The following is a 17,202-nucleotide window of genomic DNA, read 5'->3' as shown; positions in this document are numbered from 1 at the left end:
GGCTGCATATTTTTTGATCTTTTGTCTATGAATATTTTTTTCCTAAGCGTAAATTCAACTCACCGAGCAATCATAACTGGCAGAACCTAGGGAATTTCGGGATACACGCCCGCCCCTCACTGGTCTGACCAGAATAAGGAACGCAGATGACACGCAGCGAAACCGCGCCAGAACGCGCCGCGCGAGACATTCGAAATTTGATAAAAAACAAGGGGCTAGGCGCTGGTGACTCGCTACCTCCTCAGCGCAGCCTCGCCAACGAGCTTGGCATTAGCCGCACCAGCCTGCGCGAAGCATTGGCCACACTTGAGGCCCTTGGCATTGTCCATATCCATGCAGGCAAAGGCGTATACATCACCGATCGCCAAATTCACACACCGATGGATCAGGACCGCAACCGTCATGCGGCACAGGTCTATCAGTTCCGTCTGGCGATTGAACCCTATGTCGCAGGGCTTGCCGCCCAGATGCGCAATGCAGAACATCTTGAGACACTTGCAAACAGCATCAATGACATGCGTGCCGCCCTTGAGGCCGATGATTTGATCGCGGCTGCCATGGCCGATACGGAATTTCATGAAGTTCTTCTATTGGCATCTGGCAACCCGATGTTTGCCGATGCCATGCATCCGGCAGCCCAGATCATTCATGAAAATCAGATGCTGCCCTTTGCCAATGCAAATGCGATTGCCGCCCCGCTCTCCGAACATGAACAGGTCTTGCGCTATATCCGCGACCACAACCCGTCAGGTGCCCGCGATGCCATGCATTTCCATGTTCTAAGTGCCGCGACCCGTGCCAAGATCGCTTTCTTGCGGCCCTAGGACCAGGACCACATATGCCATCACCCGCAACCATGGCGACAGCTTCGGGCGAAAACACAAAACCCCCACCCGCTTTCGCGGATGGGGGTTTCGTATAATACGGTGCCGTTCAAAAAGAACGACAAGCCGAATTAAGCAGCAGTCAGGTCGTCAGCCGAAACGCGGCCCGAACGTGAGTCGGTACGCAGTTCGTAATTGATTTTGTCGCCTTCCTGTGGGTGACCCATACCAGCGCGTTCAACAGCGCTGATGTGCAGGAATACGTCATTTCCGCCTTCGTCAGGCTGAATGAAACCAAAACCTTTAGTTGCGTTGAACCATTTAACTGTACCAGTTGCCATCTTTAAATCTCCTTATCGAGTATTGATTGGCGTTACGACACACCCCGTGTGGGTGGGCCTATTTGTGTTCGGTAATCAAATCAGGCGTGGTCACGCTTTCTCTGATTACCGGAAGATGTATCGCGGCCCGCCCCACCCGGCTGCCCGCCAGGTTGTGGACCACGTTGATTGCGATTGCGGTTCGCACCGCCGCGCTTGCCTTGCGGTCTGGCGGTCCGGGCGGCATTGCCCCCGTTGCCATTCGCGCGGCGTTCCTCGGTGCTTCCCATAAAGGAAAGACCGGAAGAAATTGAATTGTCACCTTGCACACCGTCGCGGCGGTTTCCATTGGAATCCACACGTTTCGTCGGGCGCTTGCGACCATCTGCTTGACCCGCGCCGTTACCGGCACCGGTGCCACGACCATTTTCCGGCTTGGATTTGATCCCGCCTTTAAAACGGCTTTTCGATTTTTCCAGGGCCGGATTCACCTCGGCCTTTTCAGTCGAACGGGCATTGACTTCGACGTCACGACGCACCGCAGGTTTGCGGGCATCATCCGGGCGACGCGGACCACCAGCAGCACGGCCATCCCGGTCATTCCGACCAGCAGATGCGCTGCGGTTGCCTTCGCCACCACGACGACCATTATTATTGCCACCATTGTTGCGACCACCGTTGCCGCGCGGCTGACCACCACTGGAACGACGTCCACGGTTGGTTTCGCGTGGCTCGTCCGACAGCGCTTCCTGCTCAGCAGCAAGCTTGGCATCGCGACGATCAATTACCGGGATCGTCTGACGGGTTGTTCTTTCGATATCGCGCAGCAAACCACGTTCTTCGGCATCACAGAATGCAATTGCGCAACCGCTGGCACCGCCACGGGCCGTACGGCCGATACGGTGGACATAGCTTTCCGGGACGTTGGGAAGTTCGAAATTCACGACGTGAGTCACAGCATCAACATCAATACCGCGTGCTGCGATATCGGTTGCAACAAGCACACCGATCTGACCGTCCTTAAAGGCGTTCAGAGCGCGCTCGCGCTGGTTCTGACTTTTATTGCCGTGAATGGCTGCTGCACTGATCTTGTTTGCCTCAAGATGACGGGCAACACGATCGGCACCACGCTTGGTCCGGGTAAAGACCAAGGTGCGTTTGAAAACCGGATTATCAAGAAGTTCAGCCAAAAGCTGACGCTTGCGGGTCCGCTCGATCAGATAAACCGACTGCTCGACACGTTCCTGAGTGGTGGAAACCGGGGTTACCGACACCTTGACCGGATCAGAAAGCATATCACCAGCCAGCTGACCGATCTGCCCCGGCATGGTTGCCGAGAAGAACAGGTTCTGACGGTTACGCGGAAGCATTTTGATGATGCGTTTGATTGGCGGCAGGAAGCCAAGGTCAAGCATATGGTCGGCTTCATCAAGAACCACGACGTCAACATGCTTAAGGCTCAGCTTGCCACTATCAACATGATCAAGCAAACGACCAGGGGTGGCGACAAGCACCTCGACACCTGGATTAATCGCTTTGATCTGGGGACCCGGGGCAACACCACCAACGACCACGGCAACGCGGACATTCAGGAAGCGGCCATAGGCACGGAAACTTTCACCGATCTGCGCAGCAAGTTCGCGCGTCGGTGCAAGTACCAGCACACGGCAGGCACCCTTGGGTGTACGACCTTCGGTTTTGGAGAGGCGATCTAGGATCGGCAACGCGAATGCTGCCGTCTTACCGGTACCGGTCTGAGCGATACCAAGCAGGTCCTTACCTTGGAGCAGGGACGGGATGGATTGCGCCTGAATAGGGGTGGGCGCATCATATCCTTCTTGCGCTAGTGCGCGAAGGACCGGCTCGGCCAGGCCGAGTTCGGAAAACTGGGTCAAATAAGAGTAACTCGTAAATTAGAGGCTGCAGACAGCTGGGCTATCGCCCGGTGAATTTTAGTAATCAGGTCTGCGCCTTGCAGTTCTGGAAGCACCCGCGTAGCTGGATACTTCATTGCGTTCTTACGTCAATCACTCAACAGGGAAGGACTTGCATCCCGTCTACGCTTCTGGAGCGATCAAATATCAACTACACAATGCGCAGAGTTTATTCGGCTTGTCAAACGGGTTATTTGTTACAGCCCCGCGTTTTACGCACACAGGCCCCGCACAATTGCGCGTCGAGCCGGAAAAACCGCCTCAGTCTTCGAACTTTTCCAGATCGACCTCTTCCGCGTTCTGATAAAGCGCAGCCAGACTCTGATGCTTCACACGAAACTGACTTCTTCGTTTTATCTTCGGGCTCAAGGACGACATCTGTTCCATTTTTATAGCCGGATCATAATATATCGCCCCGGAAGCAATCGCATTCAGAAACAGGTTAAAGTCGGTTTTCTCACATAACAGAATTTTTGCCCCGTAAGCATAAGCCGGTGGCCCCTGACGGAAAATCGAAGGCACATAAGCTGCTTGCGCGTGCTTTCTGTTCCAGTGATCCATTATTGAAGCAAACTTCCAGAGAGCGGCAATTTCATCACCCTTTGAAAACAAAGCCAGTCCACCTTCAATGTCTGTTATTTTTTCGGTGGCCACATCATACCCGATTAACCCCAGGCGCAGTCCCGTATCCTTGTGAGGCGGTTTATCACAAGAATATATCCCCCCGAAATTCAGCCTGTCCGGAACACCGTTTTTATCCTTGTATCCATAAGAACGCAGGAATGCAGTCACACCGAGGTCTTTGTAAATTCCTCCAGACGGCTCGGGAGTCATAAGAGTAACAGGGCCCTTTGGAAGGTATCTGCTAAAATCACGCACTCCGAATTGCTTGATCTCCCAACCCAGATAATCGGGTTCGGCATACCCGTTCGGAGCAATCCCCAATTCTGCTTCAAGAGTATAGCCACCACCATTCCGCGCGACATAAGAATGAACTTCTCCATCCGCCCCCAGTTTCTGCGACGGAATCCATTGCTTTCTGTGTATTTCCTTCAACTTTCGCAGCAACTGGGTACGGGAACTTCCCGCGCCGGGGCGAGACGGGATCTCCAGGAAAACTCCGATCTCCGAGATTTCCGGGTGAGATGCGAGTTCTCTAGCCAAGGGATGCACCTGATCAACGGCATAGCCCAAAACACGGCCTGCATCGGTGATACCAAGGAACATCACGCGACCTTCATCCCTGACCTTAAGGATGTTTGACGGGGCTTTCCGGCACCCCTTCAGAAAGCCGGACATTCTGACTTCGGGATACTTCGGATAAAGAATCAACTGAGCATTAGGTGCTTCATACAAGCCTGCTTCATCGATCCATGAAAACAAAATTCCGGCTTTGGCCCTGTCCCGTTTGCTTCCCGAAACCTCGTCGCTATCTGTATAAATTTCCTGATGCGGGATAACGTTAAGCGCTGAAAAGTCACCTCCCAGATAAATCTGGTTCTTCGAATTGTCATTTGGAGCCAATCTCTTGGCATAGAACCTCTTTGCGCCACATTCCGCCATTCGACCGATCAGCGCAGAAATTTCTTCAAACATTATCCCCCACGCACTTCCAGTTCAGGTTCTTCCCCGGTAAGCCAGTTGACAAGCCGGACAATCAAATCGGGCAAGTCGATACGCAATTTCCCTTTAACAGAGCATTCCCAAACTTCGGCTACACGCCAACCGTTGTCCAGCAACAACTTGCGGATTTCAACATCTCGCTCCCGATTGCTTTTGATCTTCTCTTGCCAGAATTCGGTACGTGATCTGGGCAGCTTGAACAAATGGCAATCATGTCCGTGCCAGAAACAGCCATGGACAAATATGACAGCATTGTATTTCGGAAGAACGATGTCCGGCTTTCCCGGTAGCCGCCTTCCATGCAAACGATACCGAAACCCTCTGGCGTGCAAGGCCTTGCGCACCAATATTTCAGGTTTGGTATTTTTGCCCCGTATACCTGACATCATCTCGCTACGTTTTGCTGGCGATACAATGTCAGTCATACAATCACTCTGCTGCGACCGTCTCTTCGCCTGGAATAACCTGCCCCTCTGATTCCAGGCTCTTTAGAACATAAGGCTTCATCTGGCGGGCAATCTCCTTGATCACCGGCACAACAACAGAATTTCCGAACTGTTTGTATGCGCGAGTATCAGAAACGGGAATTTTCATTGTAAAGTTGTCATCATCAAACCCCATCAGACGAGCACATTCACGCGGCGTCAATCGGCGCGGGTTCCTGCCTTCACCCTGATCAATCAGAATTTCACTTCCATCTTTGTAGTAGCGCGCAGAAAGCGTTCTGGCCTTGTCATTCGGGCCACAAAGACCAAACCCGAACCCGTTGCCCTTTGCCTTGTGCTTTGCGGCATAATCGAACAGGTACTTCCAGAGCTTGTCCGATAAAGTGTACTTCGGATTTACAACGCTCGCGACATTTGACAGAGCATCTTCCGGTGGCAACGTGAACTGATCTTCCGGTTCCTCGTGCGGGGCATGAAGAATAGTGCTGATAACCGGCCCCGAAGTCGCATCCGGAAACGCACAAGCCTCAAAGTCGAAGCCCACATCCTCTCGAAAGCCTACAATAAAAATACGCTCACGGTGCTGCGGAACGTAACCTTTTCCGTCGATAACCCTTGCCTGGACATGATAGCCAAGCTCATCACGCAGAGCGCCCAAGATGGTCTTGAATGTGTCGCCCTTGTTATGACTTCTAAGGTTTTTGACATTTTCAAGCATAAAGGCCGCAGGCTTGTGATGCTTGAGAATACGCAGCACATCGAAGAACAGGGTTCCCTGGGCTTTGTCCATAAAACCGTGTGCGCGCCCAAGCGCATTCTTCTTGGACACACCGGCAATCGAGAACGGCTGACACGGGAACCCGGCAAGAAGAACATCATGGGCGGGAATGTCTTCTGCCTTTATCCGGGTTATGTCGCCTGCGATCTCGTGGTCGTCGTCCGGAAAGTTTTCCCGGTACGTTTTTTGCGCGTACAAATCCCATTCGCTGGTAAAGACGCATTTTCCACCAGCCGCTTCAAACCCCCGCCGGACACCGCCGATTCCCGCAAACAGGTCAATAAAGGTAAAGTCGCTCATCGGATGGCCCCGGTTGAAATTCTTTTTGTATATCAAGGTATCTTCAAGGTCTTGCAGATATCTCTCGTCAGGTTTGCCGTTACCTGCATCCCACTGCTCGACTTTCTGTATTGATACACCAAACCATGCAGCTGCGTCACCCACTGACCAGCCGTTTGCTGTGCGAAGCGAATGAAAACTGCGTTCCATCTTGCACCCCAAACCGAAAAGAGAACAAAACAAGAATAAGGAAGCCTGAATTTAGATCAAGCAAAGAATCACGTTTTGTTCCCTTTTTATTGCGGACGCAAATTTCTGCGCCCGCAATCTCATGACCAGACAGACTTCAACTGGCAGAACAGGGGTTCATGGCACCGCACGGGTTCACAGCCGCACACGGGTTCGCCGCCGCACACGGGTTCGCCGCCGCACATGGGTTAGATGGCGCACACGGATTGCCTGCCCCACACGGGTTATAAGCCGCACATGGATTGGCACTGCACGGTGATGCGGCACACGGATTATATCCCGCACCACATGGATTCCCGGCCGAACAGGGCGATGCCGCACAAGGATTCGCCGCAGCACAGGGATTGGCCGCACCGCATGGATTATACGCCGCACACGGATTTGCGCCACAAGGTGACGCTGCGCACGGGTTATACCCTGCCCCACATGGATTCCCGGCTGAACACGGCGATGCCGCACAAGGATTCGCCGCAGCACAGGGATTGGCCGCACCGCACGGATTATATGCTGCACACGGATTTGCACCACAAGGCGACGCGGCACACGGGTTATATCCAGCCCCGCACGGGTTCGCGCCACAAGGGTTCGCGCCGCAAGGATTGGCACCACAGGGATTTGCCGCGCATGGATTAGCGCCGCACGGATTACTGCCCGCCGCCGGAAACGCAGCAGGTGCCGGATTGGCAACCGCCGGAATATTTGCTGTGTGGCTATAATGGTCCAGGGCAACCGCCCCGCTCGCAGCAAGGAAGACCGCACCAAACAGAAGTGTGTTTTTCTCGCTCATTTCCGGAAACCATCCATTCCAAAGACAGGACGCAGTGCAATGCCAAGCCAACTGCCCGCAAAGGCCAGAACAAACCACAACCAGCCATGAACACTGCCCGATGCAATCCCGCTAAAGAACGCCCCGATATTGCAGCCAAACGCCAAACGCGCGCCATAGCCCATCAGCAATCCACCAATTGCTGCCGCAACCAGTGACGCAACCGGCACAGAAACCTTCGGCGCAAATTTCCCGGCAAGGGCAGCCGCAAACGCAGCGCCAATCACAATGCCGAAATTCATCACCGACGTATTATCTTCCAGAACCGAATTTACCAGCGCCTGTGCCGGTCCGGGCCAGTTCCAGAATTCCCATGTTTCAACGGAAATACCGATCACTTGCGCGATTTTCGCCCCCCAAAGGCCAAACCCGAACGTGATCGACCATGGGTGACCGGCAATCAAAAGCGTCGCAACATTCAGCCCGGCCAACAAAAGCCCGGTCCAGACCAACGGCCAGGGGCCATGAAACAACCGCGCAATCCCGGCGCGTGGTGCGGTCGGGGTGACTTCAAGGGTGCCATGCGCGCGCTTTTCAATCAGCACCGTAATAAGCGCGATCAGGGCCAAGCCGCCAAAGGTAACGACAAGACCACCGGTCATGCCAAATTCACGGCCAAGGCTCATTGGCGGGAGTGCCGGAAGCTCAAGCCACATCGGCAAATGCGCCGTCCCGATCACCGCACCAATAATAAAGAAGACAAGGGTTAACAACATGCGGGCACTGCCACCGCCAACCGTGAACAGGGTTCCCGACCCGCATCCACCGCCAAGCTGCATGCCAAGCCCGAACAAAAACGCCCCGATCAGAACCGATGTCCCGACCGGTGCCACCGCCCCGACAATCGGATTGCCAAGCGGGCTTCCAAGGGCCAGCATCGGGATAAAGGCCGCGGCAGCAACACCGATCATTAAAAGCTGGGCCCGCATCGCGCGTCCGCGCTTCTCGACCGAGAAACGGCGCCAACCGCCGGTAAAACCGAATGATGCGTGATACAGCGCAATGCCGAGTATGCCGCCAAGACCATAAAGAACGGCCTGATGCAGATCGACGGCCTGCGCAATTGCAATCCCGACAATGACAAACAGCACAGCCGTAATCGCAGCCGGACCCTTGTCAAATTCAAAGCCCGATATCTGCGGGCGCGCTTTTAAGGTCGTTTCTGACATGGTGACGCTCAGTAACCTTGAATAAATTCATCAATCATGAAGCACGAACGGAACCGGGCAAAACCCGATTCCGTTGAAATTTAACCTGCCATAAAGCCGAAGGAAATGCCGGATTATTCCGGAATAACCATTTCGCGGCTTGGATCAGCAGCCCATTCGGTCAAGGAGCCATCATACATTGCAGTGTTCTTGTTGCCCATGACTTCGGACAAACCAAACCATGCAACCGATGCCCAGTGACCGGTATTGCAATAGGTGATTTCTTTGGCGTCTTTGGCAACACCGGCATCCGCAACCAGACCTGCAATCACATCCGATGCAACAAAGGCACCGTTCTGATCGTTATAAAACTCGGACTGGGCGATGTTTTTTGCCCCCGGAACGGCACCCGCACGGGCAACAACACCGCTTTTGGTTTCGCCTTTGAACTGCGATACCGGACGGGCATCAATCAGCGCGACACCATTGGCTTGCGCCTTGGCGACATCATCGGCAGACGCCAGAAGTTCCGGGCGGAAACTGGCGTTAAAGGCAACTGCATCTGGCGCGACCGAGTCTTTTGAAACGTCTTTGCCTGCGGCAAGCCATGCGCGCTGACCCCCATCAAGGATGGTTACCGCATCGTGGCCCAGAACCTTGAAGGTCCAATAAACGCGGGTTGCCGCCCCAAAGTCCGAACTGTTCTGACCTGCGGGCACAACAACGACCTGTTTGTCATTATCAATGCCAAGCGATCCGATGCGTTTGGAAATCACATCAACCGGCGGCAGCATGCCGACAACATTGTCGACCTTTGCCCGCCAGCCGAATGTGCCATATGGCGCATAAACCGAACCGGCAATGTGACCGGCATCATAGGGGCTTCCTTCTTTGGTCATCGAACGGATATCGACAACAACCAGTGACGGATTGCCAAGATTGGCTTCTACCCAGTTGGCATCCACCAGCGGCTTGTCGGTCAGACGTTCCGCCTGCGCAGCCGTACCGGCAAAAACAAACGCTGCTGCGGCAACAGCAGAAAGGATAAGAGAACGCATGGGGCCTGTCTCCATATTGCAAAAGTATCATGAAACTGTGGGATAGATGTAATCACGCACAGAAAAATGTCAATAACTTCATTAACACACTAATATTTTGTTTAATGTGGCAAAGCAAAGAATTTACCCCCTATGCCCTTGGGCAATAAGGTCACCCGCCGCCCGGGCGAAGTCCGTTCAGATAGCGGGCAAATTCACGGGCAAACGCATCCTGGGTTTCCAGATTGCGCAAGGCCGGTGGACGGGTCAGGAACCCGTGCAAGGCTGCAATCAGGAATTCTGCCACGGCAGAAGGTTCAACATCAGTGCGCACCGTCTTGTTAAACTGCGCCTTGCCAATGTGCGATGCCAGACTGCGCCGCCAATAGCGATAGACACCATCGATGCGTTTGCGAAGGTTCTCATCAAGCTCCCCCGCCCCCGATGCCAACCGTGCCAACGGACAGCCGCCTTCAAGCAAGGTCGGCGCGTCATCGCTGCCAAGCCGGTCGACCTGCCCCATCATGACCGGCAGGATATCATCGACACCTTCAAGTTCATCAAGCCAAACTTCATCGACATAGCCCGGCAGGCAATCCTCGATCACGGCATTGACCAGCTTGGCCTTACCGGCAAAGTGATGATACAGCGCGCCCTTGGTCACACCGCTATGATCAAGGATATTATTGATCGACGCCCCGCCAAACCCGGCCCGGCGAATTTCGCCAAAGGCGGCATCAAGGATCCGTTGGCGTGTGGCATCGGGATCACGCACCCGTTTGGGCACCAGTGCGCCGTTGGATGTGCTTTCAACTTCCATGCCTTCGCCCACTTCAAGAACCTGATCACCATCAAGGTCATCGGAACGTGAAATCCGTGAAAGGGCGGCAGAGATGCTAAAAGGTTCTTTGGACATTGCGCCAATCGGAACTGGAAAATGATCTGGAATGTCAGGTTCCACTCTTTTGGCAACAAGGTCAACAAGGCAACCCGGTTCTCAAACCCTTTCTGTGATCACGAACATGACGCAGACCCTTGCAATTCAACGCAAAGCGTACTCTATTGTTGGCGAATGTCCCTATGGGACAGCCCCAATTACCCTTCGGATAGCAGATGCAGACTGATTCCATCGCCTTCGTCGCAGCCGACACCAAGATCGCACAGGATGCAATGTATCGGCTGAAACACCGATACGGTCACACAGCCCCGGATAAGGCTGAGGTGATTGTTGCCCTTGGCGGCGATGGTTTCATGCTTGAAACCCTGCACCGTTACATGGGCCGCAAGGTGCCGATTTATGGCATGAACCGGGGAACGGTCGGGTTCCTGATGAATGAATTTCGCGAAATTGATCTGCTTGATCGCATCGCCGAAGCCCAGACCGTTGAACTCAACCCGCTTCAGATGGAAGCCCACACCGTATCTGGCGAAAGCCTGTGTGCGCTGGCAATCAATGAAGTGTCGCTGTTGCGCGAAACCCGACAAGCCGCCAAATTGCGCATCAAGGTGGATGGTGTTGAACGTCTGGCCGAACTGGTCTGTGATGGTGCTCTGGTCTGCACACCTGCGGGAAGTACCGCCTATAATCTTTCGGCACATGGGCCGATCCTTCCGATGGGAAGCGGGCTTTTGGCCTTAACCCCGATCAGTCCGTTTCGCCCGCGTCGTTGGCGTGGGGCGCTGTTGCCGCACGGGGCCGAAGTCGTTTTCCATATCGAAAACCCGGAAAAGCGCCCGGTATCGGCTGTGGCCGACTATACCGAAGTGCGCGATGTTTCCCATGTGACGATCCGCGAAGATCGCACCATGAAGATCAAACTGCTGTTTGATCCGGAACATAATCTTGAAGAACGCATCTTGAAGGAACAATTCGTCGAATGACCACCGCCGCACTTTCACCGTCGCAATCCACCATTGACTGGTGCACGAAACTCATTGCCCACCCGTCTGTGAGCATGACGCCAAACATGGATCTGATCGACGAGGTCAAAGCATTCCTGGAAGGGCTTGGCTATCAGACCCTTGTTGTGCGCGATGAAAGCAACACCAAGGCCAATCTTTATGCCTCGATCGGTCCGGCGGTTGATGGCGGCGTGATCTTGTCCGGTCACAGCGACGTGGTCCCGACCGAAGGCCAGAACTGGGCGTCTGATCCCTATACCGTTGATATCCGCGATGACAAACTCTATGGCCGCGGATCGTGCGACATGAAGGGGTTTCTGGCCTGCCTTCTGGCCAAGGCCGAAGCCTTTAAAAACGCTGATCTGCGCGTGCCGATCCATCTGGCCTTTACCTATGACGAAGAAGTCGGCTGCCTTGGTGTGCCAAGTCTGGTTGAGGCGATCAATAATCTGCCGAACAAACCCGCCATGTGCATTGTCGGTGAACCGACCGAGATGAAGGTGATTACCCAGCACAAAGGCAAATATTCCGCCCGCGCGCATTTCACCGGCCGTTCCGGGCATTCATCCCTTCCGGGCGAAGGTGTTAACGCTGTTGAATTTGCATCGGAATTTGTTGTGTTCCTGCGCAAGCTTGGTCGCCAGTGCCGCGATCATGGCCCGCATGACAATGATTTTGTGCCCAATCACACCACATTCCATACCGGCGTGATCAAGGGCGGCACGCAGCTTAATATCATTCCGCAGAACTGCTTTGTCGATTTCGAATTCCGCAATCTGCCCAATGATGATCGCAATGCCCTCAAGGCATCCATTTTCGCCTATCTCGATGATACCCTGATCCCGGAAATGCGCGAAACCTATGACGATGTCGGGGTCGAAATCGAAGTTATCTCTGACATGCCCGGCCTTGCGACTGGCGATGACGAAGAAGTAACCAAACTGGTCATGGCCCTGACCGGGGCCAACACCACCGGCAAGGTCAGCTTCGGCACAGAAGCCGGCGTCTTTTCCGCTCTTGGCGATATTCCAACGGTTGTCTGCGGTCCGGGCAATATCGAACAGGCCCACAAGCCCGATGAATTCATCGAGATGGATCAGCTTGGCCGCTGCGAACTGTTCCTTGATAAATTGCTTGGCGTATTAACGAAGTAATTCCCCAGACATATGACCATGAAAAAGGGGCTGCGAAATTCGCAGCCCCTTGTCATTTCGCCCTGCGTCTGATCACACCAGATTGGCGTCAAAAAACTCCGCCGTGCGCGCATTCGCGGTTTGTGCATCACCTTCGTCGTAATGCGCCCCGCCTTTCCGGGCAAAGGCATGGTCGCGGTCGGGATAGATATGAAGTTCGGTCAAGGGATGATCGCCCAGCGCATCCTTGATCACGGCCTGCGCATCCGCCGGGATATATTCATCCTTGCCGGCCAGATGAACAATCAGCGGGTTTTTGATGTTATCGGCCTCATTCATATAATTATTCATCCCCCCGCCGTAATAGGCAGCAAAGGCATCGCCATCGGTCCGCGTTGCCGACAGAAACGTCAGCAATCCACCAAGACAGAAGCCAACAACACCAACCTTGCCGTTCGATCCCTCAATACTGCGCGCGGCCTTCATGGTGGCGGCGATATCTTCAACGCCCTTATCGACATTAAACGCCTGATAATAGCCAAATGCCTGTTTCCATTCGGCTTCGGACTTATCGGTAATGTCAATGCCCGGCTCAATCCGCCAGAACAGATCAGGACAGACCGCGACATAGCCCTGCTTGGCATAGTCATCGGCAATGCCGCGCATCACTTCATTGACGCCAAAGATTTCCTGAATAACCACGACAATCGGTGCCGGCAGCATATCCGGCATGGCGACATAACAGTCAAAGGCACCATCCGGGGTGGTCACATTCAGCTTGGTCATCGTAAGCGTCCTCCTTGTTTTGATCTTTATGTCCAATCAGGTATCGCAAGATTGTGACATGACAAGGCTTGGAGATCAAAAAACCCGCTGTTACATCGCCCAAGGTTTCAGACCACCACCGTTATTCGAACTCTGCCGCCATATGATGAAGCTCATCCCACAGACTAACCGCAAAGCTGCGCAGCACCATAATTTCAAAACAATCCTCATCGGTGCGCGTGATCATTGCCCCGATATGCCCGATCTGGGTCATGGCCGATGTCCCCACCGCAAAAACATCCGGTCCAAGATCAATCATCGTCCCCTTTGCCAACACATCGCGGACTTTGCCCCCGGAAACCGAAAGCCGGACACGCCCATGGGTCTGATCGGATATGGCAAAGTCACCCGGCAATTTTGCCAAAATTTCGCCCTGCCGGTCCTGTGATACCTCACACGCCCCGATCCAGAACCACTGACCGGGCGACGAACTGCGAAGATCCCCGCCCACATCCGGCGCAATATCATGGATAAGCTTTTTAAGGCTGGCCTCACCTGCCTGCGCATTGCCCAACACATGAAAAACAAACCCCGCCCCGATTGGCGCGATATGCACCGCGGCATGACCATTGGCATCACGCTTGGCGGGAAACGGCGATACGTTGTTAAGGGGAAAATCACGCATGAAGCTTCTCATTCTCTGGATCGACAAAGGCGGGATTGCAAATAATGCCGGTGACAGCCGATCCGGCCAGACCATTCCAGATAACGATCTCATCGCCATATCGATCCGGCCCACCCTTGATCAGGGCCAGACCAATGGCATGACCCAGGCTGGGTGAATGGCACATCGATGTGACATAGCCCTGATCATTCTCAAGGCTGACCGCATCGCCGACATTTAAAATATGCGATCCGGTGGCAAATTTATCGGCTGGCGATTTTGGCTTGATCCCGACCAAAGCCGGACGGGATGGATCAACCAACCCGTCGCGCAAATTCATCACCTGCCCGATAAAGTCATCCTTCTTGGTTGACACCATCCGCCCCATCCCAAGATCGGCCGGGGTGACCGTGCCATTAATTTCGGCATGGGTGACATGACCTTTTTCAATCCGCATCACGCCAAGCGCCTCTGTCCCATAAGGCGCAATACCATGATCCTTGCCTGCGACCATGATCGCATCGGCCACACTGTCGCCATAACCTGCCGGGACGGCGATTTCAAACGCCAACTCGCCAGAAAACGAAATACGGAACAACCGACCCCTAAGCCGCCCGCCAAACATCGATACTTCCCTTGCGGCCAAAAACGGAAAGGCATCATTGGAAATATCATCATCAATGATCTGGCTCAGAACATCGCGCGATTTGGGTCCGGCAACCGCCATTTGCGCCCATTGATCGGTGGCTGATGCCATCCGAACATCAAGCTCCGGCCACAAAACCTGCGCACAAAATTCCAGATGGGTCAAAACACCGGCGGCAAGGGCGGTTGTCGTCGTCATGAAGTAATGGTTTTCGCCCAAGCAGCTTGTCGTGCCATCGTCATACACAAACCCGTCTTCGCGCAGCATGATGCCGTAACGTGCCTTGCCCACCGGCAATTTCAGAAATGCGTTGCAATAAACCCGGTTCAGGAATTCTGCCGCATCCGCGCCAAAAATCTCGATCTTGCCAAGGGTCGATACATCGCAAATGCCGACATTGGTGCGAACGTTTAAAACTTCGCGATCCACACTATCGCGCCAGAACGTTTCCCCGTCTTTCGGGAACCAGCTTGACCGATACCAAAGCCCGGTCTCGACAAACCTGGCCCCGTTCCCCGTCGCCCAACCATGCAGTGGCGATTTACGAACCGGCTGGAAGTCAAACCCTTTGGATGCCCCGACCAATGCGCCAAATGAAACCGGCGTGTAAAACGGGCGGAAGGTGGTTGTGCCGATCTCGCCGGGGGAAACGCCCTTGTTCTCGGCCAGAATGCCAATCGCGTTTACATTCGATGTCTTGCCCTGATCGGTCGCCATGCCGTTGGTGGTATAGCGTTTGGCAAGCTCGACATGATCATATCCCTCGCGCATCGCAAGGTTAATGTCACCCGCCGTAACATCGTTCTGATAATCGACAAACGCCTTGCCCTTGGCAGACGGAACCGACCAAAGGGCAAATGTGTGCTGACCACTCTCATCGGCCTCCGCAACACCCGCAAGACTTGCCCCCTGTGCGGTAAAACCAAGTCCGTCCAATGCCGCGACGGCCGCCTTGGCCCCGGCATCAAAGCAGGCCGCAATGCCAACCAACCCCGTGACCGCGCCCGCAGGCGTCATGCCGTCTGTTGTTTCAGGTGGCAGGAACCCGGCATGCGCATCCGACCAGACCGGCTTTGCCCCGCGATGGCAGGCCAGATGCACAATCGGGCTATACCCGCCAGAAACCGCAAGCGCATCCACCCCAATCACTTCATCGCGCCCGTCATCATGGCGCACCGTGATGGATTTAAGCCCCTTCCGCCCGGCCGTATCACGGACCATGGCCCCGGCAATATGGCGTGCCTTGCCTTCATAAGGAATATTGGGGCAAGTGCGCGGATCAATAATCGCGGCAATCTCGATCCCGCGGGCCTCAAGATCAATCGCGGTTTGATAGGCATGATTGTTATTGGCAAACAACGCAACGCGCTTACCCGGCGCAACGCCATAGGCATTTAAATATGTCCGCATCGCTCCGGCCATCATCACACCGGGTCGATCATTGCCGCCAAAGACAATCGGGCGTTCTTCGCTCCCGGTTGCCAGAATGGTGTGTTTGGCAACAATCCGCCAAAGCCGTTCCATCGCCCGGTGGGGATTGATCGCACTTTCCGCCAGATGCTTTTGCACCCTCTCAACCGCGCCAAAAACCTGATCATCATAGGCACCAAAGACCGTCGTGCGTTTCTTGATCTCGACATTGGGCAAGGCATGAAGCTCGCCAACAATATCGGCCAATGTGACATCTGCGGGCTTATCCCCGATCATGCCGCCTTCGGCCAACATCCCGCCGCCCAACTGCGCACCTTCATCGGCAATGATAACCCGCGCACCGGATCGCCCGGCGGTCAATGCGGCCGCCAATCCCGACGGCCCGGCACCAATCACCAGAAGATCACAATGCGCCCAGCATTTCTCATAATAAGCCGGATCGGGATCATAGCTTGCCCGGCCAAGACCGGCTGCCTTACGGATAATCGGCTCATAGACCTTTTCCCAAAAGGCCGCAGGCCACATGAATGTCTTGTAATAGAACCCGGCCCCCAAAAACGGGCCCAGCAATCCGTTCACCGCCCCAATATCAAAATCAACATTCGGCCAGCAATTCTGTGATCTGGCTTCAAGCCCGTCAAACAGTTCCGCCATGGTTGCACGGGTATTGGGATCGCGCCGCCCGTCGCGCCCGATGGTCAAAAGCGCATTGGGCTCTGCCGCCCCGGCGCTCAGAATGCCGCGCGGACGGTGATATTTAAAACTGCGCCCGACCAGTTGTTTGCCATTGGCAAGCAAGGCCGATGCAACTGTATCGCCACCAAACCCGCTAAGCTTTGCACCGTTGAATGTAAAATGCCGCACATCATTGCGGTCAATCAGTGTGCCGCCATCAATCCGGAAACTGCTCATACCTCGCCCCCGACCTTCAAGGTGCTGGCATCGACAACGTCACTGATATCGTGGGTAACGGTATTGCGGCTTAACACCAACCACCGGCGGCATCCCCCGGCATGGTGCCAATATTCGCGGTGCTCACCACGCGGGTTATCGCGCAGGTAAACATGATCGAACCATGTGCTTTCATCCGCACCCGCCTTGGGGCGCGGGGTTGCGACTTCGCCGCGCACTGAAAATTCCTCGCGGGGGCGAAGGCCACAATGGGGACATTTGACAAGACTGCTCATTTCCAAAATC

General features: G+C 54.5%; 16 protein-coding genes. 4 read left to right on the top strand and 12 right to left on the bottom strand.

Translation table 11 applies throughout. The features are described from left to right. The first annotated feature begins 146 nt into the window (after positions 1-146). Positions 147-824 carry a FadR/GntR family transcriptional regulator gene (locus RIC05_RS02490; RefSeq protein ID WP_350046308.1) on the top strand — a complete coding sequence of 226 codons (678 nt, stop codon included), beginning with the start codon at positions 147-149 and terminating at the stop codon, positions 822-824. A 131-nt stretch (positions 825-955) separates the two neighbouring features. Here RIC05_RS02490 and RIC05_RS02485 read toward each other — a convergent pair whose 3' ends face one another. The 5 genes from RIC05_RS02485 to dcm all read right to left on the bottom strand — a co-directional run bounded on the left by RIC05_RS02485 (position 956) and on the right by dcm (position 6,414). Beyond that, complete coding sequence (locus RIC05_RS02485) at positions 956-1,165, bottom strand: cold-shock protein (RefSeq protein WP_008892034.1); 210 nt, start codon at positions 1,163-1,165, stop codon at positions 956-958. A gap of 80 nt (positions 1,166-1,245) precedes the next feature. Further along, complete coding sequence (locus RIC05_RS02480) at positions 1,246-3,039, bottom strand: DEAD/DEAH box helicase (protein WP_350046309.1); 1,794 nt, start codon at positions 3,037-3,039, stop codon at positions 1,246-1,248. 300 nt (positions 3,040-3,339) lie between these two features. After that, positions 3,340-4,674, bottom strand: coding sequence for an MvaI/BcnI family restriction endonuclease (locus RIC05_RS02475; RefSeq protein WP_350046310.1), 1,335 nt, complete (start codon positions 4,672-4,674; stop codon positions 3,340-3,342). Further along, positions 4,674-5,126 carry a very short patch repair endonuclease gene (locus RIC05_RS02470; RefSeq protein ID WP_350046311.1) on the bottom strand — a complete coding sequence of 151 codons (453 nt, stop codon included), beginning with the start codon at positions 5,124-5,126 and terminating at the stop codon, positions 4,674-4,676. The genes RIC05_RS02475 and RIC05_RS02470 overlap by 1 nt, the downstream gene beginning before the upstream one ends. A 4-nt stretch (positions 5,127-5,130) precedes the next feature. Next, positions 5,131-6,414 carry a DNA (cytosine-5-)-methyltransferase gene (dcm, locus tag RIC05_RS02465; RefSeq protein WP_350046312.1) on the bottom strand — a complete coding sequence of 428 codons (1,284 nt, stop codon included), beginning with the start codon at positions 6,412-6,414 and terminating at the stop codon, positions 5,131-5,133. Positions 6,415-6,645: 231 nt separating this feature from the next. Between dcm and RIC05_RS02460 the strand changes: the two genes are divergently transcribed. Continuing rightward, complete coding sequence (locus tag RIC05_RS02460; RefSeq protein WP_350046313.1) at positions 6,646-7,086, top strand: hypothetical protein; 441 nt, start codon at positions 6,646-6,648, stop codon at positions 7,084-7,086. Between the two features lie 150 nt (positions 7,087-7,236). On the opposite strand, the gene RIC05_RS02455 is transcribed toward RIC05_RS02460, so the two are convergent. From RIC05_RS02455 to RIC05_RS02445, 3 genes are all read right to left on the bottom strand, one after another. Beyond that, positions 7,237-8,448, bottom strand: coding sequence for a YeeE/YedE family protein (locus tag RIC05_RS02455; RefSeq protein WP_350046314.1), 1,212 nt, complete (start codon positions 8,446-8,448; stop codon positions 7,237-7,239). A gap of 113 nt (positions 8,449-8,561) precedes the next feature. Then, positions 8,562-9,485, bottom strand: a complete 924-nt coding sequence (locus RIC05_RS02450) for a sulfurtransferase (protein WP_350046315.1) — start codon at positions 9,483-9,485, stop codon at positions 8,562-8,564. A gap of 151 nt (positions 9,486-9,636) precedes the next feature. Then, positions 9,637-10,380 (bottom strand): TetR family transcriptional regulator, encoded by a 744-nt coding sequence (locus RIC05_RS02445; protein WP_350046316.1) that lies wholly within the window; start codon positions 10,378-10,380, stop codon positions 9,637-9,639. 197 nt (positions 10,381-10,577) lie between these two features. On the opposite strand from RIC05_RS02445, the gene RIC05_RS02440 reads away from it, so the two are divergent. Beyond that, positions 10,578-11,345, top strand: coding sequence for an NAD kinase (locus tag RIC05_RS02440; protein WP_350043073.1), 768 nt, complete (start codon positions 10,578-10,580; stop codon positions 11,343-11,345). Continuing rightward, positions 11,342-12,520, top strand: coding sequence for an acetylornithine deacetylase (argE, locus tag RIC05_RS02435; RefSeq protein WP_350046317.1), 1,179 nt, complete (start codon positions 11,342-11,344; stop codon positions 12,518-12,520). Before RIC05_RS02440 ends, argE begins: the two co-directional genes overlap by 4 nt. A 72-nt stretch (positions 12,521-12,592) precedes the next feature. On the opposite strand, the gene RIC05_RS02430 is transcribed toward argE, so the two are convergent. The 4 genes from RIC05_RS02430 to RIC05_RS02415 form a co-directional block, all read right to left on the bottom strand. Further along, positions 12,593-13,285 (bottom strand): dienelactone hydrolase family protein, encoded by a 693-nt coding sequence (locus RIC05_RS02430; RefSeq protein ID WP_350046318.1) that lies wholly within the window; start codon positions 13,283-13,285, stop codon positions 12,593-12,595. 121 nt (positions 13,286-13,406) lie between these two features. Next, positions 13,407-13,949: a sarcosine oxidase subunit gamma gene (locus RIC05_RS02425; protein ID WP_350046319.1), complete on the bottom strand. Its 543-nt coding sequence runs from the start codon at positions 13,947-13,949 to the stop codon at positions 13,407-13,409. Next, a complete protein-coding gene (locus tag RIC05_RS02420; protein WP_350046320.1) occupies positions 13,942-16,917 on the bottom strand; it encodes a sarcosine oxidase subunit alpha family protein in 2,976 nt (991 codons plus the stop codon). Before RIC05_RS02420 ends, RIC05_RS02425 begins: the two co-directional genes overlap by 8 nt. Then, positions 16,914-17,192: a sarcosine oxidase subunit delta gene (locus RIC05_RS02415; protein ID WP_350043079.1), complete on the bottom strand. Its 279-nt coding sequence runs from the start codon at positions 17,190-17,192 to the stop codon at positions 16,914-16,916. The genes RIC05_RS02420 and RIC05_RS02415 overlap by 4 nt, the downstream gene beginning before the upstream one ends. Between the last annotated feature and the right edge of the window lie 10 nt (positions 17,193-17,202).

This window comes from Thalassospira sp. (assembly GCF_040218635.1).
In the GTDB taxonomy this organism is placed as follows: Bacteria; Pseudomonadota; Alphaproteobacteria; order Rhodospirillales; family Thalassospiraceae; genus Thalassospira.
This window is presented reverse-complemented; position numbering and strand designations above follow the sequence as displayed.

What these genes read in the sequence shown, in the direction of transcription:
- RIC05_RS02490 (WP_350046308.1), top strand. Translation starts at nt 147, where the DNA reads ATGACACGCAGCGAAACCGCGCCAGAACGCGCCGCGCGAGACATTCGA.
- RIC05_RS02485 (WP_008892034.1), bottom strand. Translation starts at nt 1,165, where the DNA reads ATGGCAACTGGTACAGTTAAATGGTTCAACGCAACTAAAGGTTTTGGT.
- RIC05_RS02475 (WP_350046310.1), bottom strand. Translation starts at nt 4,674, where the DNA reads ATGTTTGAAGAAATTTCTGCGCTGATCGGTCGAATGGCGGAATGTGGC.
- RIC05_RS02470 (WP_350046311.1), bottom strand. Translation starts at nt 5,126, where the DNA reads ATGACTGACATTGTATCGCCAGCAAAACGTAGCGAGATGATGTCAGGT.
- dcm (WP_350046312.1), bottom strand. Translation starts at nt 6,414, where the DNA reads ATGGAACGCAGTTTTCATTCGCTTCGCACAGCAAACGGCTGGTCAGTG.
- RIC05_RS02460 (WP_350046313.1), top strand. Translation starts at nt 6,646, where the DNA reads ATGGCGCACACGGATTGCCTGCCCCACACGGGTTATAAGCCGCACATG.
- RIC05_RS02455 (WP_350046314.1), bottom strand. Translation starts at nt 8,448, where the DNA reads ATGTCAGAAACGACCTTAAAAGCGCGCCCGCAGATATCGGGCTTTGAA.
- RIC05_RS02450 (WP_350046315.1), bottom strand. Translation starts at nt 9,485, where the DNA reads ATGCGTTCTCTTATCCTTTCTGCTGTTGCCGCAGCAGCGTTTGTTTTT.
- RIC05_RS02445 (WP_350046316.1), bottom strand. Translation starts at nt 10,380, where the DNA reads ATGTCCAAAGAACCTTTTAGCATCTCTGCCGCCCTTTCACGGATTTCA.
- RIC05_RS02440 (WP_350043073.1), top strand. Translation starts at nt 10,578, where the DNA reads ATGCAGACTGATTCCATCGCCTTCGTCGCAGCCGACACCAAGATCGCA.
- argE (WP_350046317.1), top strand. Translation starts at nt 11,342, where the DNA reads ATGACCACCGCCGCACTTTCACCGTCGCAATCCACCATTGACTGGTGC.
- RIC05_RS02430 (WP_350046318.1), bottom strand. Translation starts at nt 13,285, where the DNA reads ATGACCAAGCTGAATGTGACCACCCCGGATGGTGCCTTTGACTGTTAT.
- RIC05_RS02425 (WP_350046319.1), bottom strand. Translation starts at nt 13,949, where the DNA reads ATGCGTGATTTTCCCCTTAACAACGTATCGCCGTTTCCCGCCAAGCGT.
- RIC05_RS02420 (WP_350046320.1), bottom strand. Translation starts at nt 16,917, where the DNA reads ATGAGCAGTTTCCGGATTGATGGCGGCACACTGATTGACCGCAATGAT.
- RIC05_RS02415 (WP_350043079.1), bottom strand. Translation starts at nt 17,192, where the DNA reads ATGAGCAGTCTTGTCAAATGTCCCCATTGTGGCCTTCGCCCCCGCGAG.